General features: G+C 62.4%; 17 protein-coding genes. 8 read left to right on the forward strand and 9 right to left on the reverse strand.

Annotated features, from left to right (window positions below):
* The first annotated feature begins 156 nt into the window (after positions 1–156).
* Entirely contained in the window at positions 157–2829 is a 2673-nt protein-coding gene (locus AWB72_RS06775; RefSeq protein WP_040053323.1) for an excinuclease ABC subunit UvrA, read from the forward strand.
* Between the two features lie 500 nt (positions 2830–3329).
* On the opposite strand, the gene AWB72_RS06785 is transcribed toward AWB72_RS06775, so the two are convergent.
* Complete coding sequence (locus tag AWB72_RS06785; RefSeq protein ID WP_052450135.1) at positions 3330–4136, reverse strand: FadR/GntR family transcriptional regulator; 807 nt, start codon at positions 4134–4136, stop codon at positions 3330–3332.
* A 170-nt stretch (positions 4137–4306) separates the two neighbouring features.
* Here AWB72_RS06785 and AWB72_RS06790 point away from each other — a divergent pair, with 170 nt between their 5' ends.
* From AWB72_RS06790 to AWB72_RS06815, 6 genes are all read left to right on the forward strand, one after another.
* Positions 4307–5188 (forward strand): branched-chain amino acid ABC transporter permease, encoded by an 882-nt coding sequence (locus AWB72_RS06790; protein WP_040053321.1) that lies wholly within the window; start codon positions 4307–4309, stop codon positions 5186–5188.
* Positions 5185–6975, forward strand: coding sequence for a branched-chain amino acid ABC transporter ATP-binding protein/permease (locus AWB72_RS06795; protein WP_040053320.1), 1791 nt, complete (start codon positions 5185–5187; stop codon positions 6973–6975). Before AWB72_RS06790 ends, AWB72_RS06795 begins: the two co-directional genes overlap by 4 nt.
* Complete coding sequence (locus AWB72_RS06800) at positions 6968–7699, forward strand: ABC transporter ATP-binding protein (protein WP_084593135.1); 732 nt, start codon at positions 6968–6970, stop codon at positions 7697–7699. The genes AWB72_RS06795 and AWB72_RS06800 overlap by 8 nt, the downstream gene beginning before the upstream one ends.
* 99 nt (positions 7700–7798) lie before the next feature.
* On the forward strand, positions 7799–8731 hold the full coding sequence (locus tag AWB72_RS06805) for a 3-hydroxyacyl-CoA dehydrogenase (RefSeq protein WP_040053318.1): 933 nt from the start codon (positions 7799–7801) through the stop codon (positions 8729–8731).
* Between the two features lie 76 nt (positions 8732–8807).
* A complete protein-coding gene (locus AWB72_RS06810) occupies positions 8808–9962 on the forward strand; it encodes an ABC transporter substrate-binding protein (protein WP_208863121.1) in 1155 nt (384 codons plus the stop codon).
* 714 nt (positions 9963–10676) lie between these two features.
* Complete coding sequence (locus AWB72_RS06815) at positions 10677–13466, forward strand: bifunctional YncE family protein/alkaline phosphatase family protein (RefSeq protein WP_342065420.1); 2790 nt, start codon at positions 10677–10679, stop codon at positions 13464–13466.
* 323 nt (positions 13467–13789) lie between these two features.
* Here AWB72_RS06815 and AWB72_RS06820 read toward each other — a convergent pair whose 3' ends face one another.
* From AWB72_RS06820 to AWB72_RS06855, 8 genes are all read right to left on the reverse strand, one after another.
* Positions 13790–14635 (reverse strand): polysaccharide deacetylase family protein, encoded by an 846-nt coding sequence (locus AWB72_RS06820; RefSeq protein ID WP_040053316.1) that lies wholly within the window; start codon positions 14633–14635, stop codon positions 13790–13792.
* Entirely contained in the window at positions 14632–15726 is a 1095-nt protein-coding gene (locus AWB72_RS06825; protein WP_040053315.1) for a glycosyltransferase family 4 protein, read from the reverse strand. Before AWB72_RS06825 ends, AWB72_RS06820 begins: the two co-directional genes overlap by 4 nt.
* Positions 15727–15901: 175 nt before the next feature.
* Positions 15902–17290, reverse strand: a complete 1389-nt coding sequence (locus AWB72_RS06830) for an MFS transporter (RefSeq protein ID WP_040053314.1) — start codon at positions 17288–17290, stop codon at positions 15902–15904.
* 101 nt (positions 17291–17391) lie between these two features.
* On the reverse strand, positions 17392–18384 hold the full coding sequence (locus tag AWB72_RS06835; RefSeq protein WP_040053313.1) for an ABC transporter substrate-binding protein: 993 nt from the start codon (positions 18382–18384) through the stop codon (positions 17392–17394).
* A 26-nt stretch (positions 18385–18410) separates the two neighbouring features.
* Positions 18411–19580: a Gfo/Idh/MocA family protein gene (locus AWB72_RS06840; protein WP_040053312.1), complete on the reverse strand. Its 1170-nt coding sequence runs from the start codon at positions 19578–19580 to the stop codon at positions 18411–18413.
* Positions 19580–20905 carry a Rieske 2Fe-2S domain-containing protein gene (locus AWB72_RS06845; protein WP_040053311.1) on the reverse strand — a complete coding sequence of 442 codons (1326 nt, stop codon included), beginning with the start codon at positions 20903–20905 and terminating at the stop codon, positions 19580–19582. The genes AWB72_RS06840 and AWB72_RS06845 overlap by 1 nt, the downstream gene beginning before the upstream one ends.
* 19 nt (positions 20906–20924) lie before the next feature.
* Positions 20925–21899 carry a PDR/VanB family oxidoreductase gene (locus tag AWB72_RS06850; RefSeq protein WP_040053310.1) on the reverse strand — a complete coding sequence of 325 codons (975 nt, stop codon included), beginning with the start codon at positions 21897–21899 and terminating at the stop codon, positions 20925–20927.
* 204 nt (positions 21900–22103) lie between these two features.
* Positions 22104–23456 (reverse strand): MFS transporter, encoded by a 1353-nt coding sequence (locus AWB72_RS06855; protein WP_096030983.1) that lies wholly within the window; start codon positions 23454–23456, stop codon positions 22104–22106.
* Between the two features lie 228 nt (positions 23457–23684).
* On the opposite strand from AWB72_RS06855, the gene AWB72_RS06860 reads away from it, so the two are divergent.
* Positions 23685–24272 carry a MarR family winged helix-turn-helix transcriptional regulator gene (locus AWB72_RS06860; RefSeq protein ID WP_040053308.1) on the forward strand — a complete coding sequence of 196 codons (588 nt, stop codon included), beginning with the start codon at positions 23685–23687 and terminating at the stop codon, positions 24270–24272.
* Positions 24273–24306: the final 34 nt, after the last annotated feature.

Consider the following 24306-nt stretch of genomic DNA (forward strand, 5'->3'; position numbering starts at 1 on the left):
GCGGGCGTTGCGACGTCACATCGACTATCGCTAGGTGCCGGGCTTTTGGGCATTTTATGCGACCGAGCGCTTCTAGCATTGCACGTGCGACTCTTCAGAGTAGGCGATGGCACATCACCTGCTCCCATTCAAGGTCGCCATCACGCTTGCCGCCCTATGGATGCTCGCAAAAACAAGCCCGTCAGCCCCGAATCGTCTCCGACCGCCGCTTTCACGGGCTTCGTGCGCGTGCGTGGCGCGCGCGAGCACAACCTGAAGAACGTCGATGTCGATGTGCCGCGCGACGCGCTCGTCGTCTTCACGGGCGTGTCCGGCTCGGGCAAGTCATCGCTGGCGTTCGGCACCTTGTACGCGGAAGCGCAGCGGCGCTATTTCGAGTCGGTCGCGCCGTATGCGCGGCGGCTCATCGAACAGGTGGGCGTGCCGCAGGTCGATTCGATCGAAGGTCTGCCGCCCGCCGTCGCGCTTCAGCAGCAGCGTGGCGCGCCGAACGCGCGGTCATCGGTCGGCAGCGTGACGACGCTTTCCAGCCTCGTGCGCATGCTCTACTCGCGCACCGGCAGTTACCCGCCGAAGCAGCCGATGCTGTACGCCGAAGACTTCTCGCCGAACACGGTCCAGGGCGCGTGCCCGGTTTGTCATGGACTCGGACGCGTGTACGAAGTCACCGAAAAGTCGATGGTGCCCGACGACACACTCACGATCCGCGAACGCGCCATCGCGGCATGGCCGCCTGCGTGGCACGGGCAGAATCTTCGCGACATCCTCGTGACGCTCGGCTATGACGTGGACAAACCGTGGCGTGACTTGCCGAAGAAGGATCGCGACTGGATTCTCTTCACGGAAGAATCGCCGACCGTGCCGGTCTATGCCGGCCTCACGCCGAAGGAAACGCAGGCGGCGTTGAAGCGCGGCGCGGAGCCGAGCTATCAGGGCACTTTCACGGGCGCGCGCCGCTATATCCTGCACACTTTCGCGCATACGCAAAGCGCGCTCATGAAGAAGCGTGTCTCGCGTTTCATGGTGGGCAGCGACTGCGCCGCGTGTCACGGCAAGCGGCTCAAGAAAGAGGCATTGTCGGTGACCTTCGCGGGACTCGATATCGCCGAGTTTTCGCGCCTGCCGCTCAGCCGCCTGGCCGAACTGCTCGGCCCGATCGCGCGCGGCGAATGGCCTGAATCCGATGCCGACGGCCACGTCCTGAACCGCGATGCGCGCCGCGCGGCGACGGCCAGGCGCGTGGCGGCGGGCGGTTCGGCGCACAAGGCGGCGCCCGATGTGCGCGCCACGCCCAATCTCTCCGACGAGAAACGCGCTGCCGCCGAACGGATCGCGGCGGAATTGCTGGAGCGCATCCGCACGCTGACGGATCTCGGCCTGGGCTATCTCTCGCTCGATCGCGCCACGCCGACGCTGTCATCGGGCGAACTGCAGCGCCTGCGGCTCGCGACGCAACTGGCTTCGCAACTTTTCGGCGTCGTGTATGTGCTCGACGAGCCGTCCGCCGGCCTGCATCCCGCCGACAGCGAAGCGCTTTTCGCCGCCTTGCAGCGCCTGAAGTCGGCGGGCAATTCGCTCTTCGTGATCGAACACGATCTGAACACGATGCGCCGCGCCGACTGGCTCGTGGATGTCGGTCCCGCAGCGGGAGAGCGGGGCGGCGTAGTGCTCTACAGCGGGCCGCCGGCGGGACTCGCCGGCGTCGAGGCATCGCAGACGCGCAAGCATCTGTTCGGCGAACGCGAGCGCCGGTCGCGTGAGCCGCGCAAGGCGCGCGGCTGGCTGCGGCTCGCGGGCATCACGCGCAACAATCTGCATGGCATCGATGCGGCGTTTCCGCTCGGCTCGTTCACGACGGTGACCGGCATTTCCGGCTCGGGCAAGTCGAGCCTCGTGAGTCAGGCGCTGCCGGAACTCGTCGCGGAACGGCTCGGCCGCTCGCTCGACGATCCCGGCGACGAAGAGAAGGACCCGCTCCTCGCCACCGTCGAAACGATGGCGGACGGGCGGATCGTCGAAGGCATGGAGACTGTGAAGCGTCTCGTGCGCGTCGATCAGAAACCGATTGGCCGCACGCCGCGTTCCAATCTCGCGACTTACACGGGCTTGTTCGACCACGTCCGCAAGCTCTTCGCGGATACGCCCGGCGCGCGGAAGCGCCGCTACGGCGCAGGCCGCTTCTCGTTCAATGTCGCGCAGGGGCGCTGCCCGACATGCGAAGGCGAAGGTTTCGTGAGCGTCGAACTGCTGTTTCTGCCGAGCGTGTACACGTCATGCTCGACCTGTCACGGCTCGCGCTATAACCCGCAGACGCTGGAAATCGAATGGCGCGGCAAGAACATTGCCGACGTGCTCGGCATGAGCGTGGATGCCGCCTGTGATTTTTTCGCCGATGAACCCGCCGTGATGCGCGCGCTGGGCGTGCTGCGCGACATCGGCCTCGGTTATCTGCGGCTTGGCCAGCCTGCGACGGAACTGTCGGGCGGCGAGGCGCAGCGCATCAAGCTGGCGACGGAACTGCAGCGCGCGCATCGTGCGGACACGCTGTATATCCTCGATGAGCCGACCACAGGTTTGCATCCCACCGACGTGGACCGTCTGATGACGCAGCTACAGGGCCTCGTCGATGCGGGCAACACCGTGGTGGTCGTGGAGCATGACATGCGCGTCGCGGCCGCAAGCGACTGGGTGATCGATATCGGCCCGGGCGCGGGGGAAAACGGCGGCACGATCGTGGCGGCGGGCGGACCGGGCGTCGTGGCACGCCATGCGGGGAGCCGCACGGCGCATTATTTGCGCGAAGCGGCGCGTGGTGAGGGAGCGATGTGAGGACGGCGAAGGAGTCAGATCGTTGCTGATTGCATGAATGGATGGACTCGGAGCATCGCTGCTCAATGCTTGAACGTATGAACGCGCGTCGATCGGCACTCGCCGCCCGATGCGACGACGCATCAAACCAGCTTGCGCCCAAGGGCGAAAATCGGACATTTCCAACGCGCCCCCAAACCCGACATTTGAACTTGCGACCTACAACAGAAAATGCGCTAAATTACATTATGTCAATTTAACAACGGGCCCGTTGCTGCGACAACCGTCATTCGCTGTCGACCTTGTGGTCACTGATCCTCACCAAGGCTAAGCGCCAGTTGGAATCTTGTCCGCCGTAAACCACACCAACGATCGAGACTACCTCCGGGTCCGACGTATAGGCGATGGTGTCTCGCATAGCCTGGCTGCCACACCCGACGTCCGCAAAGCAGGTATCAAACGACATCGAAGCGCTGAGAGCCGGAAGCCAGCTGATGCCGGTTCATGCACCGCTGCGCGTCTCACCGACCAAAACTGCTCACGAGGTCTCTCGCCAGCTCGCCGCCGCTTCCCGCCCAGAAGTCGCGGTCCGCAAGCCGCACGCGTTCGGCGACGCACAACATGTGGTCGCCTGCTGCCGCGCGCGCCCGATCCGCATCGCCGGCGGCAAGCGCCGCGACGATTCTTTCGTGCTCTTCGCGCACCTGATTCATGAAATCCAGTCGACGCGCTTCGTTGGCGCGCGTGACCTTCACAGCAAGGCGAATCTGCTGCGTGAACATCTCGACAAAACGCACCCAATAAGGATTGCCAGTCGCCTCGGCGATGCACAGGTGAAATCGCACGTCTTCCTCGACACCGTCGCCGCCAGCGCGCATCGCATCTTCGACGCCGCGCAGCGCGTGCTCGATAGCCGCAAGTTGCCCGGGCGTACGGCGCACCGCGGCAAGCGCGGCGATCTCCGCTTCGAGACCGCGACGAACTTCAGTCAGATTCAGCAGCGACTGCACGGATTGCTCCGTCAACGGGTCGCCCCTTGCCGCGCGCGGAAGCGCCGTCTTGCAAACGAACGCGCCGCTGCCCTTGCGCGTGGTCAGCAAGCCGTCGGCTTTCAGAAGCGCAATAGCCTCGCGCATGATCGTGCGGCTCACCCCGAAATGCTGCGCCATCGCGTGCTCCGACGGCAAGCGGGTGCCCGGTGCAATTCCCTCCTCCCGAATCTTCGCGACGAGCTTTTCTGCGACACGCTCGCCTAGCGTGCCGGTATCGAACGTGCCGCCAGCGGGGTCGTCGGTTTCCGCCACAGCGCCGGGAATCGCGGGGGTCATCACTCAATTCCTCTTCGAACGCGTTGAACGTGCATTTATTGTACGCACTTTTGGTTGACAGCAAAGATACAGCTTAATACTATTCCTAGACAACTTTTATACATCTAGCTGCTTATGCGTCGCGAGCAGTGCCTCGCGTCGTGTCAGTACAAAAGCGGAGGAGACATGCGATGAGTTTCATCGTAAACAACGTCCAGGTGCTGTTCGCCGGACTTGCGCTGGGCTCGATCTATGCCCTGGTCGCGCTCGGTTTCGTGCTGATCGTCAGGGCGACGAACGTCGTCAACTTCGCGCAAGGCGACTTCGCGATGGTCGGCGGCTTCGCGATGGTCGCGTTTCTCAGCAGCGGCCTGCCCTACTGGCTCGCGTTCGTGCTCGCGCTCGTCGCGTTGGGCGTGTTCGGCGTGATCTTCGCGCTCGGCGTCTACTACCCGCTGCGCAATCGCTCCTATCTGCCGGTGATCATCAGCACGCTGGGTGCGTCGATCTTCATGCAGAACGCGGCGCAGTACGTCTTCGGCCCGCAGCCGCGCCCGATGAACCGGTTGTTCGACAAACCGGGCATCGAAGTGGGCGGCGTCTTCATGGACACGCAGTACCTGGTGATCCTCGGCTTCACCGCGATCGCCGTCACGTTCCAGTACGTGTTGTTCGAACGCACGATGCTCGGCAAGAAACTGCAGGCCACGTCGCAGGACAAGGACATGGCGCGGCTCGTCGGCATTCCCGTCGCGGGAATGATTGCGTTCACGTTCTTCTATAGCGCGGTGCTCGGCGGCCTCGCGGGCGCGCTGGTGTCGCCGATTCTCTTCGTGTCGATCGGCATGGGATCGATCATCGCGCTCAAGGCGTTCGCCGCCGCGATCATCGGCGGCTTCGGCGATATCACCGGCGCGATCATCGGCGGGCTGCTGCTCGGCGTGGTCGAAAGCTTTGGCGCGCAGTACATCTCGGTCGCCTACAAGGATGCGTTCGCATTCCTGCTGCTGTTCCTCTTCCTGCTGATGCGCCCGCAAGGCATCTTCGGCGAAAAGATTTCGGAGAAGGCATGAATCAGGTATCCGCCTCCACCCGTCCGGCTCGCGTCGCGCGCGGCGCGCGTTTCAGCGTCGGCGTCGCCGCATTCGCCATCGTGGCCCTTGTCGTCGCCTTCGTGCCCTTCGTCGTTCCGCTCACGCCGTACGTGCTCAACATTTTCATGCAGGCAGCGACCTACGCGATCGCCGTGCTCGGCATGACCGTCGTGCTCGGCTACACGGGGCAGATCAATCTCGCGCAGGCATCCTTTTTCGGACTCGGCGCCTATGCGGTCGGACTCGGCACCGTGGTGCTCGGCCTGAACTTCTGGGTCACGCTGCTGCTCGGCATCGGCCTTGCGACGGTCGCCGGCTTCGTGCTCGGCCTCACGACCCTGCGGCTCGGCGGTCACTATCTCGCCATGATCACGATCAGCTTCCAGCAGATCTTCGATCTCGTGATGGTCAACTGGGCGGGCGTCACGCAAGGTCCGGACGGCATCGCGGGAATCGGACGGCCGTCGCTCTTCGGCTTGCAGTTCACCGACGACCGCATGTACCTGGTGCTGTGCCTCGCGTTTCTCTATGCGGCCGTCGCATTCGTCTGGTGGCTGCCGCATACGCGCATCGGCCGGGCGATGCGCGCGGTGCGCGAGAACGAACTGGCAGCCGAGGTGACGGGCGTCCATACGCTGCGCGTGAAAGTCACGGCGTTCACGCTGAGCGCCGGGCTCGCGGGCGTCGGCGGCGCGTTCTACGCAGCGGGTTTCGCCTATATCAGTCCGGACAACTTCAACTTCGCGCGCTCGATCGAATTCCTGACGATGACCTTGCTGGGCGGCGCGGATTCGGCGTTCGGCGGGGTGGTCGGCACCGGTCTGCTGATCGTGCTGCCCGAGTGGCTGCGGTTCCTGAAAGACATCTACCTGGCTGTGTATGGTCTCGCCGTCATCCTGATCATGGTGTTCCTGCCGGCGGGCATCTGGGGCCTCGTGCGGGGGCGCTTCGTGCGCGCAACGGCAGCGACGGTCGACGTCGACAGCATCGCACCGCTTTCGCTCGATGTGCCGACCGACAATCCCGCGCCCATCCTAACCGTCGAGAACATTGCGAAGCACTTCGGCGGTGTGAAGGCGGTCGACGGGATTTCACTCGAAGTCGCGCGCGGCACCGTGCATACGCTGATCGGACCGAACGGCTCGGGCAAGACAACGACGCTTAACGTACTGAACGGCATCTATAAGCCGACAAGCGGAGGAATCAAGCTGGACGGCATCGACATCACCGGAATGTCGCCGCATCAGCGAGCGGGTCTCGGCATCGGCCGCACCTTCCAGAACATCCGCCTGTTCGCATCGATGTCGGTGGTCGAGAACGTGATGGTCGGCGCGCAGCGCGCCAACAACCCGATCGGGAACACGCGCGCGGCGCTGCATCATCGCGCATTGTCGGCCCTGAAGTTCGTCGGCATGGCGGAGCAGATGCATGTGACCGTGAAGAATCTGCCTTACGGGCATCAACGGCTGATCGAGATTGCCCGGGCGCTCGCGGGACATCCGAGCTTCCTGCTGCTCGATGAACCGGCGGCCGGCCTGAATTTGACCGAGAAGAAAAATCTCGGCGAACTGCTCAAGCGCCTGAAGGGACACGGCATGACGATCTTCCTCATCGAGCACGATATCAGCCTGATCGAGCAGGTCTCCGACACGATCACCGTGCTGAACTTCGGCAAGAAGATCGCCGAAGGCAAGCCCGACGAAGTGATGTCCCATCCGGAGGTGGTCGCTGCCTATCTTGGGGAGAATGCACATGCCGATGCTTGAACTGAGCCATATCGAAAGTCACTACGGCCGCGTGCAGGCCCTCCACGACATTTCGCTGCATGTCGAGCAGGGCGAGATCGTCGCCCTGCTCGGTGCGAACGGTGCCGGCAAGAGCACGGTACTTCGCAACGTGTCCGGGCTCGTCGCGCCGACGCGTGGAGAGATCCGCTTCAAGGGCGAAGCGCTCGAGCGGATGTCGGCCGAGAAGATCGTGCGCATGGGAATCGCGCATGTTCCCGAAGGGCGGCGGATCTTTCCGGGTCTGACGGTCAGGGAAAACATCCTGATCGGCTCGTCGCCGCGCGGCCGCGTCAGCCGGCGCGAGCTCGAAGCCGATGTCGAAGAGATGTATGGGATCTTCCCCGATCTGCGACGCCTGTCGAATGCGCTGGGCTGGAGTTTGTCGGGCGGTCAGCAGCAGATGCTGGCGGTCGCGCGCGGGCTCATGTCGAAGCCGAAGCTGCTGATGCTCGACGAGCCGTCGCTCGGGCTCGCGCCCATCATCGTGCAGCAGCTCTTCGCGACGATCCGCTCGATTCGTGAACGCGGCACCACGGTACTGCTCGTCGAGCAGAACGCCAATATGGCCTTGTCGGTAGCCGATCGCGGTTACGTGCTGTCGACGGGACGGGTGATCGTCGAAGGCACCCCCGGCAGCCTGCTCGGAAACGAAGAGGTGCGCGCCGCCTATCTGGGTGGCAAGGCGGCGGCCCCGGCCGGGTAGCGCGAGTCGGCAGCGTGGGCCGCCCCGCCCCGTCCGCGCGTTCGCAGGGAACATACGTCCAACGTTTTTGATGAGAGAACCACAGGGAGTCAATCAAGGATGGAAAAAATCGCAATCATCGGCGCAGGGCTGATCGGCTGTGCCTGGGCCTCGGTGTTCGCCCGCGCCGGGCACACGGTCGCGCTCTTCGACATCGACACGAACGCAGTGGCGAGCGCGCGCGACACGGTGAAGGCAAGTCTCGTCAAGCAGCACGCGGCCGGCCTCATCACCGAAGACCCGGAGACCGTGCTGTCCCGCGTGAGCGCGACCGGTTCACTCGAAGACGCGGTGCGCGACGCGGACTTCGTGCAGGAGAACGTCCGCGAGACAGTCGATGCGAAGAAGGAAATCTACGCGAAGCTCGACCGGCTGGTGGGTCCCCGGACGCTGCTCGCGAGTTCGACTTCGGGTATCCCGGCGTCGGCCTTTACCGAAGGGATCGCGTGCCGCGAGCGCTGCTTCGTGGGCCATCCGATCAACCCGCCGTCCGTCGTGCCGCTCGTCGAACTGGTTCCCGCGCCGTGGACCGACCCGGCCGTCATTGAACGCGCACGCGCGATCTATGCGCGCGCCGGGCAGGTGCCGATCGTCGTCAGTCGAGAGATTCAGGGCTTTATCGTGAACCGTCTGCAAGGCGCGCTGCTCGCCGAAGCATTCCGCCTCGTCGAAGACGGCTACGTGAGCGGCGCCGATATCGACAAAGCCGTGAAGGACGGTCTCGGCCTGCGCTGGTCGTTCATGGGGCCGATGGAAACCATCGACCTCAACGCGCCGGGCGGCATTCGCGATTACTGCGCGCGCTACGGCCCGCTGTATCACGACATCGCGAAACAGGCGGCGCCTCGCGCGTGGACCGATGCCCTGATCGGCAAGCTGGAGCAGGAACGTCTTGCCGCATTGCCGGCCGAGCAACGGCCGGCGCGCAATGCATGGCGCGATCAGCGTCTGATGAACCTCGTCGCACACAAGCGATCCGCGCCGCAGGAATGAAACTGCGCAACCCGGGGCCCGCGACGAACATGACCACTGCATCGGGCTCCGGGCCTTCAACGTCTGGAGACACGTTATGAAAACAAAATCCGCACGGCTTGCGGCCGTCATGGCCATGACCGCTACCACTGCCGCGCTCACACTGGCGTCGTCGCACGCGCTCGCGGCCGACCCCATCACATTCGGCATGATGACCGAGAGCACCGGGCCAAGCTCCGAAGCCGGCATCTATCAGGCGAACGGTGCAAAGCTTGCGCTGGACGAAATCAACAAGGCGGGCGGCGTGCTTGGCCATCAGCTCGAAGTGCGCAACGAGGACAACCAGAGCACGAACCCGGGCTCCGTTCTCGCAATTTCGAAGCTGACGAGCGCGGGCAATCTGTCCGCACTGATTGCGACGGTGCGCAGTACCCAGATTCAGGCGATCTCGCCGACCGTCATGCGCGCACGCATGCCGATTCTCGTGGGCGGCACCGACGTCGGCCTCACGCATACGAACAATCCGTGGATCTTCCGCGCGCGTCCGAACGACGGCTATTCGGCAAAGGTGATTGCCGATTACGGCGTCAATACGATGAAGCTGAAGAAATGGGCGGTCATACATTCGACCGATGCATTCGGAAACGGCGGGAAGAACAATCTGACGGAAGCGCTGAAAGCGGCGGGCATCACACCGGTGATCGTGCAAGGCTTCAACAGCAATTCGCAGGACTTCACGCCGATCGTGCTGGCCGTGAAGAACTCGGGCGCCGACATCGTCGCGACGTATATCGCCAATTCGACCGATGTCGCCATTTTCGGCAAGCAGTTGCGTCAGCTCGGCGTGAAAGCGGACTGGATCGGTTCACCGTCCGTATCGACGGCAACCGCAATGAAGCTCGGCGGCGACGCGCTGTACGGTTCCTATTCGATCGCCGACTTCTCGCCCGATTCGAGCCCGGAGGCACAGGCTTATGCACAGAAGTATCGCGCGGCCTATAAGGTCGAGCCGGACTTCTATTCCGCGTGGGCTTATGACTCGGTCAAGTTGCTGGCGACCGCGATCAAGAATGCCAATAGCACCAAGGCAGACGATATCGCGAAGGCGTTGCACGATATCAAGGGCTACAAGGGTGTTGAAGGCACGTACACGTTCGATGCAAACGGCGACGGTCTACACGGCTACAACATCGTCAAGAACGATGGCGGCAAGATCGTATTCGTGAAGCACATCGACTTCAGCAATCAATAAAGCAACCGCCTTGTGAAAAGGCAGTGCCGCCGGTCGCACGGCGGCACTATCGTCACGACATCTTGCGATGGCGCCAGAGGCGACTACGGAACGTGCGAGTGTCCCGCGTCCGGAATGTGGTTTCGCACGCGCGCTTCCCGGCCCGACGGAGGCGCTTTCATCTGGAAACGGCTATTGACATGACGGCCGTGTGATCGACGATCGCACGGCCTACTATCGCGGCATAGCGCGCGATGGCGAAGGCCAGCTCGACTTCGGGAGGCCGCCCGGCGCGGCGTCGATGCGAGCGAGAATCCGCCCGGCCCTGAGTCCTCAGTCATGGCTGTTTCGATGTCCTGGCAAGACCGTCCGCGAATGGCCGGTTGGCGCAGGTCGTCGTCAACCCACGCCGAAGGTCCGTTGCACCGGCTCATCCTCTGCGTTCGATCGAATCGAATCACGTCGATTCACGTATCTGACACGTACGAAAGCTAGATTTTGCGGATGCGCTTAAAAAGCATACTTGCCAGAACGTGAGCTTCCGGTCGACGCTCCGACAATAAATGCATGCCACGACGTTCTTTTCGTGTCCGGGGACACGCCGAATTCCGTTGTCCATCTGGAGAGACAAGAATGAAAAACCTGCGGCTGACTAGACCTTACATTACATTAGGATTGCTTACAGTATCCATTCTTTTGCCAACCTTTCAGGCTCGCGCCGAATCTGAAAGCAAGATGGAATTACTGCCGACAGGTCAATTCATCTCGCCGCGGGCGATACCGGGTGCCGTGCAGCAGTTGCTCAATCCGCATCTCGCGGCGAAGCCGCAGCAGATCGCGAGCGGCGCCATCAAGTCGGAGCTCAGCCCGGACGGCAACACGCTCGCCGTTATCACCGCCGGCTATAACACGGTGTACACGGGCGCGAACAACGCCACGCTCGACGCGGCCGACTCGACTCAATACATCTTCATATACGACGTATCGGGAGCGAACAAGGCCGTCCCGAAGTTGATGCAGGCGATCCATCAGCCGAACGCGTTCGACGGCCTGGCGTGGAAGGGCAACCAGATACTGTACGGAACGGGCGGCGCCGACGACAAGGTGTACGTGTACGGCCGCGCGTCGGCGAGCCCATCGGCGCAATGGTCGCAGACCGCTGCCATCGCGCTGAATCACACCACGGGCATCGGTGCAGGCGTGAAGCCGAACGCGGGCGGTCTCGCTTTGTCGGCCGACGGTCGTACGCTGGTCGTCGCGAACAACTACAACGATTCCATCTCTATCATCGACACGTCGACGAATACGCTCGTCTCCGACTACGATCTGCGCCCCTTCCACACCTCGGGGCAGAGCGGTGTCGCGGGCGGCGAATATCCGTGGGCCGTTTCGCTCAAGGCCGATGGCACGGCGTTCGTCTCTTCAGTGCGCGACCGCGAAGTCGTCGTGCTCAATCTGGCCAATCCGAACTCGCCGCAGTTCATCAAGCGCATTGCCTTGAACGGCAATGCCTATGGCATGGCGCTCTCGCCGGACCAGTCGAAGCTCTATGTCGCGGTCTCGAATGCCGATCAGATCGCCGTCATCGATACCGCAAGCCGCAACGTGGAGCAGACCATCGACATCGCCGCGCGCACGGAAGAAGAACACGAGCATCGCGATGGCGGGAGGGGCAAGTACAGCGGCCGGGATCCCGTAAGCGTGACCGTCTCGAAGGACGGCAGGACGCTGTACGCGGTGAACAACGGCGACAACTCCATCGCGGTGATCTCGCTTAACGGCGAGCGCGGCTGTCACGTAGACGGCCTGATCCCGACTGCATATGCGCCAAAGGACATCACCCTCAGCGCCGACAGCTCCGAGATGTACATCATCAACGGCAAGTCGGTCACCGGTCCGAATCCACTCTACACGCCGGGAGGCAGCACGGCGCAATACCAGTTCGGACTCGAAAAGAGCAGTCTGGTCAGCGCACCGGTGCCGCGTCAGGACGCGCTCGAACGGCTGACCAGTCAGGTGAACGAGAACAATCACTACTCCGTGAGGGAATCGGAACGTGAGCGCGAAGTGATGAACTTCATGCGCCAGCGTGTTCGCCATGTGATTTATATCGTCAAGGAGAATCGCACTTACGATCAGATTCTCGGCGATCTCGGCAACGGCGCGAACGGCGATCCGACGCTGACGATGTACGGCAAGGCCACCACGCCGAACTTTCATGGCATTGCCAGCAACTTCGTCACGATCGACAACTTCACGGATCCGGGCGACGGCTCGATGGACGGCTGGTCCTGGGTGCAGCACGCACACGTCACGCCGACAGAAGAAGTGTCGCAACAGGAGAACTACGCGGGCGTGAAGCGTGGCATGGCGTACGAATCGGAAGGCTCGAATCGTGGCCTGCCCGTCGGTCTTTCGACCACCGCTTCCCGCGACGCGGCCACCAACGGCGCATACACGACGGCGACGGCCTCGTTGCCCGGAGGCGCCGCCAACGCACTGCCCGGCATCGCCGATGTTTCGGTGCCGGATGCACCGTTCGGCTATCAGAAGGCCAATATTTACGATGCAGTGCTGCAGGCGGGCGGATCCGTGCGGAACTACGGCGGTATGGTGAACAATGTCGGCAGCATCGGCACCGTCGCCAATCCACTGCTCGATCCCGCGGGCGCCAACATCGTGCAGGCCAATCCGCTCAAGCCGACGCTCGTCAATCTGACTGACCACTACTATCGCGGATTCGACCAGGCTTACCCGGATACTTTCCGCGAACTCGAATGGAACCGCGAGTTCCAGCAATACGTGGCGAACGGCCAGTTGCCGTCGTTCGAATTCGTGCGCATGGGCTCGGACCATACCGGCAGCTATGCGACGAACGTCGGCCAGATGGGTTCGGCCGAACAAGAGCAAGCGGATAACGACTTCGCGGTGGGCAAGCTGGTCGAGACCGTCGCGCACAGCCCGTACGCGGCGGATACGTTGATCGTCGTCGTGGAGGACGATTCGCAGGCCGGCTCCGATCACGTCGATTCACATCGTTCCACCGCTTATGTCGTGGGTCCGTATGTGAAGAAGCATGCCGTCGTCAGCACCGCGTACAGCCAGGTCAACGCGCTGCGTACCATCGAGGATTTGCTCGGCACGCAGCATATCGATCTCAACACGGCCTACGCCCGCCCAATGTCCGATCTGTTCGACACGCATTCGGACGGGCGGTGGACCTACACCGCGGTCGCATCGACGATTCTCGAGAACACGAATGTCGGCAAAGTGGTGAATGCCGGCGGCAATCAGTTCGCCCAAGGCGAGGACATTCATCCCCTGCACGATGCGACGTACTGGGCTGACGCGACGAAGGGCTTCGACTTCTCGAAGGAAGATCGCATTCCGCCGGACCTGTTCAACCAGGTGTTGTGGAAAGGCGTGATGGGTGACCGGCCGTATCCGCAACCGCATTCGATCTATACGAACATCACGCCCGACGGCTCGAAGACGGTTGCCGCTGCTGACGACGACGATGACTGATCGGACCGCCTGAAGCAGGTGCGCTTCTCGCTGCGGTCGGCCGTCCTAGAGGCCGCTGGCCGCCGACTTTCCCTTCGTTCGCGACAAAGCCAATACGCGCGAATTCATTCAACGCCTCTCGGCTGAGAACTGTCACTTGCGAGATCCACTCCGCGCAGGCGCAGGAGATCCAGAGCCGGCCGGAAGTCACGCTTGCGCCCGTCACGGTGACCGGCCGGACGGCGACGAGCGCGCGCGATCATGATATCGACGCCACAATGCACCTATCAGCTAGCTGCGTGCAGTGCTCGCAAACATCGACGAGTCGACCCAAATGGAGCGGCTCAGCGCTTGATCCGTAGATAGGCGCGGCTAAGCGCGGGCCGACTGTGGACCCACAGGCGGCTGGCAAGCCAGGACGCGGGGCGGTCGCGCACTTCGAGCCGGTTGATCGAGCGTCCCGCGGTCAGCGCACGCCCGTGATCGCTTTCGTTGGCACCCGTATGACAGGTGTAGAAATTGCGGAAGCCTGCGTCGAGCGCGATCTGCTGATAGTCCTCGTCATAGTAGCCTTGAGGCCAGCACAGATGATCTGAAACGTCCCCCAGTCGCGCCTCGAGCATCTGTCGGGCGGCGATGAGGTCGTCGGTCAAACGTGCGCGCTTCTCGTCGCGATTCGGCGTGATCAGGTCCCAACGTTCATGGGTATGCGTATGGCTGTGAAACTCGAACGTTCCGGCTACGCGCATCGCGTCGATCTCCGACCAGCGCAGAATCGCTTCATCGGCACGACCGCTGCGAATCGCAAGCTCGCCTTCCCGATGGTTAAGCAAGCGCGGGAGTTCCGTCAGGTTAACCGCACTACTCGCATTCGGCCGCACTTCACCGTCGCGCGGCCAAGAAGTCACCAGAAAGCAAAGGGCTGTGAAGCCATGCCGTTGCAACACCGGATGTGCGTGAACCCAGTTGTCCAGATAGCCGTCGTCAAAAGTCAAAACCACAGACTTTGCAGGCACCGGTTCCCCTGCCAGATAGGCGGATAGTTGCTGTGAGCCAAGGGTGCGGTAACCGGCTCTCTCCAGATACGCCATCTGTGCCCCGAAATGTTCGGGGCTGACCGTGATCATTCCTGGCGAGCTACTGACGTGGTGATACATCAGCACTGGAACAGAACGCGCGCGACCCTTCATGCGTGACGTTCCTGTCGGTGCAGTCCGCGCAAATAGAAGTCGATTGTCTCGTCCGCCATATCGTCGACACTAAATCTGTCTTTTGTCATGCGGCGGCCCGCCTCACCGAACCGCGTGCGCTGATCCGGATTGTCGATCAGTTGCACGAGCGCGGCGCGCAACGCGTCGGGGTTCTTCGGCGGCACCAGCAAACCGTTGACATTGTGTTTGATGAGTTCGGGCACACCATCGACGTCAGTACCGATCACAGGCAGCCCCGCCGCCATCGCCTCGATATACGACTGGCCGAGCGCTTCTTGGTGAGTGGGCAGTACGAATAAGTCGCAGCCGCGCAGCACGTTCGGAATATCGGTGCGGAATCCGATCAAATGGATACGTCGTCCAAGCCCGAGACCATCGACGACACCTTTTATCTCGTCGAAACGTTCGCCATTTCCTGCCATCACGATGTGCAGGTTTGAACGCCGCGCTAGAAGAGGTTGTGCTGCGGAGATCAGGTCTTCATGCCCCTTCTTGTCGCGCATGATCGCGACCATGCAGCAAATCACTGCATCCGAGCCAAGCCCGAGTTCCGCGCGCAGCGTCGATTGCGCGATGGGTTCTGGCTTCACGATCCCGTCATAGATCGTCTCGACGCGATCAGCCGAAACGCCGACCGAGATCAGGTATCGTCGAACATACTGGCTTACTGCGATCACGCGATGCGGTATCCAGTTGTAAGTGGCGAGTGAACTGATTGGCAGCGCGAGATGGCGAGTCCTCACCACTAGCGGCGTACCCACGAATCGCGCGGCTGTGCCCGCGACAAGACTGTCATGACCGCTGTGCGTGTTCAGCACATCAAACGCATGGCGCCGCAAAAGCGCCTGGACCGACATTAGCGACCGGATGTCGCCCACACCTCGCAATCGCGCGTAGTGGACCTTGAAACCTAGCTCGGCCGAGCGGATGCCGATTCCCGCGTCCCGGGGACAAACGACTTCCACAATGTGCCCGCGCTCACGCAACGCGAGCATCTCCTTCAAAGTACGAATCTCCTGCCCGCCCCAACCCGTGGACGATTCGCTGTGCAACACCTTCAACGCTTTCATTTTCCCTGCCGCACGTAATCTTTCGATATGGTCTCCACGACGAAATATACCGTAACAATGTAAGCTATCTTTCAGGGTTTGTCCTAGCTCTCAACTCAGGGTAATGCGCCGCCGCTCCCGGCGAATGATCTCTGGCTCTCGTTACCTTTAAATCAGGTATGCCGTCTTGTCCGTTTCAACGTGCCGGCGATCCGATTGCGGCTTCCTCTTCCTCGCGCTCGGCATCGGCGTGGCGAGATCGATAGCGCGCTAGCGCGGAAACGCTGACTGCTGCGACGACAAGCGGCGCAGCGACGACGCCGAAGATGACCTTCGGCCCCCAGTGCGCGGCCAGCATCGCGCCGCCGATCATCGATCCAACGATCGAGCCTACACGGCCCATGCCGAGCGTCCAGGCAACGCCGGTCGCACGTCCCGCCGTTGCGTAGTAGCCTGCCGAAAGAATGTTCGTGCCGGTCATCGTGCCGCCGGTGCCGACGCCGGTAATGAGGAGCGCCAGCAATGCCAGAGCGGGCGTGCCGGAAAGATGGCCGAACGATGCGAGGCTGATCGCGGCACAGACGAACGCGCCGCACAGCACGTACTGCGGATTCATGCGATCCATCAGCACGCCTAGCAGAATTGCGCCGAGACTGTTGCCGGTGAGATAGAGCGCCGTCATCAGCGATGCGTTCCGGAACGACAGCCCGCTCTGCTGAATCAGGATCGGCAGCCAGTTGCCGAGGAAGTAGATGACAAAGAGCGTCATGAACGCCGTCGTCCAAAGCAACAGCGTGCCGCCGCCGACGCCCGGCTTCAGTAACTGGCTGATCGCCTGCCCCTGCACCCGCCGCTCTTCGCTCATGATCACCACGTCATGGAAACCGGCGTCGGGCGCGATCTTTTGCAGGATTGAGCGCGCCTGCCTTTCCCTTCCACCGCGCGCCACGAGGTATCGCGCAGATTCGGGGAGCCAGGGCACCAGCACGGCGATAACGAGCAGCGGCAGGACACCGCCCAGGACGAGCATCGATTGCCAGCCGAAAGCGCCGATCATCCGCGACGCGACAAGTCCGCCAAGCGCGCCACCTACGGCGATTCCGCATCCGATGGGCGCGACGAGTGTCGAACGCAGGCGATCGGGGCAATACTCCGCCGCCAGCGTATACGCGTTCGGCATGGCGCCACCCAATCCGAGGCCCGTCAGGAAACGCAACGCGATGAGCATGCCGATTGAATTCGCCCAGGCCGACATCAGACTGAAGAGCGCGAAAATCGCAATCGATGCTAGCAATGTCGGCTTGCGTCCGAAGCGGTCGGCAACGGGACCGAAGATGAACGATCCGAGCGTCAGCCCGAAGAGGCCTGCGCCGAACATTGGTGCGAGCTGCGCGGGCGTGGCCCCGAAGTGCGCCGCGAGCGCCGGCGCGATGTAGCCGACCACTACGGTGTCATAGCCGTCGAGGACGAGAATCAGAAAGCAAAGCACGAACGTGACGACCTGGAACCGCGACAGCCCGCGCTGGTTGATCACGTCCTGCAGGACCACGCTGCGCGTTTCATCTGCTGGATGTCGTGCCTGCATGATGTCTCCCGTTGCCGCTTGCGGCTCGTTTAGTCGGCGATGTCTCGTGCGTGGAGTGGTCATGCGCCGGATCACATTGGAGAGGACGCTGCGAGGCACGCTCAAATCTTGAAGCTCTCCAGCGTAGCCGGATGAAACAATTCCTCCGGCTGCAGCAGCCGGATCGACAGCCCTTCTTCGTGATGGCGCTTCAGAAAGCGCGACAGCACATGCCGGTTCGGCTCGAAGCCGTATGGCCAGAAGTCGTGTCCCATCAGCCGGCGTGCATTGCGCAATTGCTCTTCGACGAAAGGTAGCGTGACCTTGGTCGCGGACGTATCGCTCAGCTTCGTGAGCGCGATCGCCTTGCTCTTTTCGAAGGCTTTCGCCACCGCGCCCGGCAGCCACGGGTGCTGCTCCGCAAGCGTACGCCGCACGCCCAGCAGATGCATGATCGGAAAGAGCTTCGTGCGTGAGTACCAGTCGGCGGCCGCTTTCTGCGGATCGTCGAAGAGATACTTCACATTCGGATGGCCGTCCGTGAAACACGACGGCGCGCGAGGCCCGATGAGCGCATCGATTTCGCCGGACGCGAGCATGCCGGAGATCGTCTGATTCTCGGGCGCATTTTCGAGCCGAACATCGTCGGGCAGCTTGAGACTGATCTTCTCGAGACGGCCGGCTTCCTCATAACCCGCGCGAATCCAGGTGACGTCCGACGCCTTCAGTCCGTGATCCTCTTCGAGGAACAAACGCGCCCACACGTTGGCCGTCAACTGATATTCGGGCACGCCGATGCGTTTGCCCTTCAGATCGGCCGGCGTCTCGATGCCGCGATCGTTGCGCACATAGATCGACGTATGGCGAAACGCACGCGACGGAAATATCGGCACGCCGATATACGGGCTCGTTCCCGCTGCGGTCTTCACGCTGTAGCTGGAGAGCGAGAGTTCGCAGATGTCGTAATCCGCATGGCGAAAGGCGCGAAAGAAGATTTCCTCCGGTTCCTGAAGCATGAAGACGGGATCGACGCCGTCGATCTGCACTTCGCCGTCGACCAGCGGCCGCATGCGATCGTAGTTGCCCACTGCAATAGAAAGGTTCAGCTTTGCCATAGTCAACGTTTCCTGGAATTGGTTGTTTAGCCGCCAATGAGCACATCGCGCGATTCGGCGTTCGAACGAAGCATCGCGAGACATATCTCGAGCGTCCCGCGCGCCCACTCGCCGTCGTGCAGTGGCGCGATGCCGCCGTGCACGGCGCCGATCAATTCGTCGATCACTTCCGCGCGAGGCACGCTCGGCGCCTCGAGTTCGATGCACTCGCGCCGTTCGTCCCCGTACACGACGATCTGATGCGGCAAGGGCCGCAAATCGCCGCGCTCGCACGACACGATCAGAGGACCGAAGTGCTGATGCCGGCGCGCATCGGCCACTGGCGACACGGGCGTGTAGGCGTTTCCGCCGTAAGTCCCCGCTGCCTTGAGACGCGCTTCGTCATCGGACGAGGTCACCCGCGACAGCTTTCGGCGCGCGACGCCGTATTCGTCGGCATTGCGCTGCTGTCCCATTTCGCCGATCCATCCGGTCCACTCGTCCGAGTCGAAATGCGCATAGCCGTTGTAGCAAAGCGTGGCGAATGCGCCGTTCTCGAACCACAGCGTCGCGGTGTACGCGCCTTCGGTCGGACGCTTTGCATCCCACTTGCCGACGGCCGCGCGTATGCGCGTCGCACGGCTGCCCGCGAGCATGCGCACGATATCGACCTGATGCGCCGCCTGGCTGAACACCGCGCCGCCGCCCTCTTCGGTCTTCAGTTCCTCGGGACGGCGCGGCCGGTACAAGTAGTCGGTGTAGTTGAGCGCGTGAATCATCCGGACCGCGCCGAACGCGCCTGATGCAATCAGTTCACGCGTACGCAGATAAGGCGTATCGAAGCTGTGGCAATGGCCGACGATCAGATGCACATCCGCCACGCGGCATGCATCGATCATGTCGTCGCATTCGGCGAGCGACAGCGCCATCGGCTTTTCGACGAGCACATGTTTGCCGTGCGCCGCCGCAATGCGCGTATGGACCGCATGGAGCTGGTGCGGGCTCGCGATATAGATGGCATCGATGTCAGGCCTGCGGGCGAGCGCGTCGATGTCGTCGAAGGACGGCGCATCGAAATCGGCCTCGAACTGCGCACGCGCCGTTGCGCGCGGATCGCAGGCGGCGACCAGTTGCACTCGCGTGTCCGCGAGAAAAGTCGGCAGCATCAGCGAAAAAGCGCGGCCGAGTCCCACAACGCCCAGGCGGATCTTCTGCATCAGACCTGAACCTGATAGTTCGATTCGAGTTCAGGCGAGGCTTGTCCGGCCGCCTCGACCCACACCGGCCGCGCGGGGTACTGCTTCCAGTCGGTGTCTTTCGGCACCATCGCCTGAAACGAACACACGCTGCGCGGGATCGCCTTGTCACCCGTGCCGATGGCCGCTTCGCCCGCCTGGAACGCCTTCAGCGCATCGAGCATGCGGCGGCGAAACTCGACCACGGCGACATCGCTCGCGCCGAGCCGTTCTTCGGTGCGGTCCGCGATCGGGCCCATCGTCAGCCACATCGCGATGTCCTGATTCGGGAAGCCCTTGATGCCGGTGAAGTTACCCGCCTTCATGGCCTCGCGATCCTGCCAGAAGCGGTTGTCGTGATTGCGCAGCGGCCGATAGAAAGCATCGAGATCGATGCCGACCTGCTGCCCGAGAAACTTGCGCCATGTTTCCGTTTCAGGCGTCTTGTCCGGATGGCCCCACGCCATGAAATAGAACGCGGTGCTGGTGTCGTCGCACGGCACATTGATATTGGCGACGTTGTACAGATTGTTCGGCGGAATCAACGCGGTAGCGGGCGCGACGAACACCGTCGAGCGTACGTAATCGTGCGTGGCGGCGTTCTGGATCGGACGTCGCAATGCGGCGTAACGAAAGCCGTATTCGGTCCGATGCACCTGCAAACGCGGCGCCTTGTCCGTCGACGGACGCAGCCAGTTCTTCGAAGTCGCTTCCGCGCCGCCGACGCGCGCCGGCACGAAGTCCGACGAATGCAGGCTCGAACTGTGCGCGGAGTCGATGGCGCCTTCCAGAATCTGCGCCCAGTTGCACGGAAGAATGGCTTTCGCGATGGAGACGCGCGAGTCCTCGGTCGGCGCCCACGCGGGCGGCACGAACGCCGGAATCGCGTCCTGCGGGCCCATGTACGCCCACACGAAGCCGCCCCATTCCTTCGTTTCATACGCCTTGTGCTTGACCTTCTTCGTCATGTCGCTGGACGAAGGCTCGGACACCATCTCGATCACGTTGCCCTTCACGTCCATCTTCCAGCCGTGATAGAGGCAGCGCAGGCCGCAATCCTCGTTGCGCCCGTACACGAGCGAGACACGCCGATGCGGACAGTACTCGTCCATCACGCCGACGTTGCCGTCGGTGTCGCGAAAGACGACGAGGTCTTCCCCGAACACGCGCGCCTTCACGGGCGCTCCGTCCGGCTCGCTGACTTCCTCGATGAGGCACACGGGCGTCCAGTGGCGGCGCATCAGCTGGCCCATCGGTGCATTGCCTTCTACACGGCACAGCAATTCGTTTTCTTCATGCGTGAGCATCTACGCTTCTCCAGATATTTCAAAGATCGAGTACAAGTTCTTCGCTCTTCGCACGCGACACGCAGATCATGATCTGATCGCGCTTCTCGTCGTCGCCGAGCACCATGTCGCGGTGGTCCGCCTCACCGGCGCACAGCGTGGTGCGGCACGATCCGCAGGTGCCGCTCTCGCACGAACTCGGCGCGCGGATGCCGTTGTCGCGCAGAATTTCCAGGATCGACCGGTCCTTCGGGATCTCGAAACAACGGCCCGAGCGTTCGAGCTTCACGCTGAAGGGCGTGTTTTCCGCCGCGCGCGACTGATCCACGCCGAAGCTCTCGAAATGCACGGTGCCGGTCGGCCAATGACCGGTCATGTCGTGCACGCTGTCCATGAGCGCGCGCGGACCGCAACAGTAGACATGCGCGCCGCTGGCGGGCTTTTCGAAGACCGGCCAGAAATCGAAGGCGTTGGCGAGGTCTCCGTGATCGTGGTGAATCACCGCGTGCGGCTTCCACTCCGCGCTCGACAATTCATCGAGAAACGCGGTCGTTTCTGCGCTGCGCGACACGTAATAGAGCTTGAAACGCGGACCGGACGTGGCCTTGAGATGACGCATCATCGACAGAATCGGCGTGATGCCGATGCCGCCCGCGACGAACACGAAGCTGCGCGCGCGCTCGCTCAATCCGAACTCGTTGCGCGGCTCCGATACTTCGATGCGATCGCCCTCCTCCACGTCATCGGTCATGCTGAGGGAGCCGCCTCGGCCGGAAGCGTCGCGCTTCACGGCGATCACGTAGCGGTCGGTCTCGTCCGGATCGTTGCACAGCGAATAGTTGCGGTTCACACCGCTCGGCACGCGCACTGTCACATGCGCACCCGCGGTGAAGGGCGCGAGCGCGCCGCCTTCCGGATCACGCAATTCGAAGCTCACAATGCCGTCCGCGACGGGGTTCTTCTTCACCACAATGAGCGTCCTGAAGGACAGTTCGCTGCTCGCCGTCTCGCTCATCTCCGCACTCTCCCGCTTCGTTGATCATCTGCGCGGCTGGTTCATCCTCGCCGCATTCATGGACTTAATATTAGATATCTAATGATTTTGAATCAAGAGGGTTTTCCCTGAAGGATCGCGTGGAGCCGTCCAAAAAAAACGGCGCCGGAAGGCGCCGTCGTGCTGCGAGAAAGCCGATCTCCGCGGCCGCGTGGTTCGAGCGACTCACGCGTGCTTTTCCGCATGCTCGCGCAAGCTGTTCGCGGGCACGCCGATCAGCACGGCAAAGCCGCCGAGAACCACGAGCGCGGCGATCGCGGACAAGCCGATTGCGAGACTGCCTGTCATCGTCTTGATCCAGCCAAGCGCGATCGGTCCGCAGAACGCACCGATTTGCCCGAGACAACTGATCGCGCCGATGCCTGCGGCCGCCGCGTCATCCGATAGATACGCGGGCGGAATCGACCAGATGATCGCGGCCGCGCCGAAGTAAGAAATCGAGATCATGCCGAGGCATGCGATGGCCGCGACGGAATTTCCGGAAAGCACTGGCAGCAGGAAGCCGCCCAGTGCGCCCACCGCCGTGCAGACGAAAAAGTGCCAGCGCCGTTCGAGCGTCACGTCCGAGCTGCGCGCCACCGCGAACATGCCAAGCGCGCCGATGATGTACGGCAACGCAGACAACAGGCCGACGTTCAGCACGTCAGCGACGCCCGCCTGACGGATGATCGTCGGCGTCCAGTAGTTCAGGATCGTTCCGCACAGAGGCACGGTGCCCCAACCTGCCGCGAGAATATAAACGCGTGGGTCTTTCAGCGCGACCAGCAGTTGATGGCGCGTATGCTTCGCCGGTTTCTTCTCCGCGCGGTCGGCGGCGAGCGCATCGAGGATGATCTTCTTCTGGTCGTCGTCGAGCCAGCGCGCGTCCTGCGGCCGGTCGACCAGATAAAAGAACGCAACGATGCCCATCGCCAGCGCCGGCAGGCCTTCGAGGAAGAACAGCCATTGCCAGTTCTTGAATCCGAGGGTGCCGGTGAAGTTGTGCAGAATCCAGCCCGAGAGCGGACCGCCGATGATCCCCGCCGCTGCAATCGCGAGCAAAAAGCGCGACGTGATGCGTGCACGCCGCGCGCCGGGATACCAATACGTCAGGTACAGGATGATGCCGGGCCAGAAGCCCGCTTCCGCGGCGCCCAGCAGAATGCGCGCGACATAGAACTGCGCGGGCGACGTCATGAAGGCCATCGCCGTGGAAATGCCACCCCACAGAATCATGATGCGGGAGATCGTGAGCCGCGCGCCGATCTTCTTGAGCCACAACGTGCTCGGCACTTCGAGCAGGATATAGCCGATGAAGAACAGACTCACGCCAAGTCCGTAAGCGGCATCGGACAGGCCGAGATCCTGCTTCAGATTTAGTTGCGCGAAACTCACGTTTACGCGATCGAGGTAGTTCAGCACCCAGCACACGAAAATGAACGACATCAGTCGCCACGTGACCTTGTGATAAGTGGCCTCGATGCGCGCGGCCGTCGCGTCGGCTTCCGACATGAACTCCGTGACTGTGGATTTGGCCACAAGACGTCTCCGTTGCGTCTGCACACAGGAACGATGCGGGGTCGAATCCGGCCCCCATCGAAAGTTTTTTATTCGATATCTAACTATAATGATAAGGACCCGCCACCACGCTAACAAGCTCGGGTTTGCACCGAGACATGCGGCGCGGATTGCGAATGGGAAGGCGGCGGATCGAGCGGATATGATGTCGGCTAGGCAGGACCTCTGGTTCGGAAAGAAGAGATCGTCATGACACGAAAGAAGACTGTGGAAGGCGCACCGCGTGAGACGGCTGAAATCTTGCGTCACTGGCACGAAGCCGTGCCCCATGATCGCCTCGCGCACCTGGTGAAGGACGCGACCCGCTCGATGGTGCGCGCGCTGCAGATGCGGCTCGCCGAGCATTCGGTTTCGTTCGGGCACTGGACCTTTTTGCGCATCCTGTGGGAAACGGATGGCCTCACGCAGCGCGAACTGAGCGAACAGGCAGGCGTGATGGCGCCCACGACGTTTGCGGCCGTCACCGCGATGGAAAAGCTCGGACTCGTCGAACGTCAGCAGCGCCCGGACAACAAGAAGAACACGCATGTGTACCTCACCGCCGAGGGCCGCGCGCTGAAAAGAAAGCTGGTGCCTCTCGCGGAAGAAGTCAACGAGATCAGCGTAACGGGATTGAGTGAGCGCGATATCAACGTTGCGCGGAAGGTACTGCTGACGATCATCGAGAATCTCGCCGAAGACGAGGCCGAGTCGACGAATCCGATGCGGCGCGTGCCTTCGACGCGCGAGCTGGGACGCATCATCGCAGAGCGCGGCGAGACACTGGAGGATGTGTAAGCAGGGTGAGCCGCGCCAGCACAGCGGGCACGCG

Origin of the sequence: Caballeronia concitans, assembly GCF_001544615.1 — a bacterium.
GTDB classification, from domain to species: Bacteria; Pseudomonadota; Gammaproteobacteria; order Burkholderiales; family Burkholderiaceae; genus Caballeronia; species Caballeronia concitans.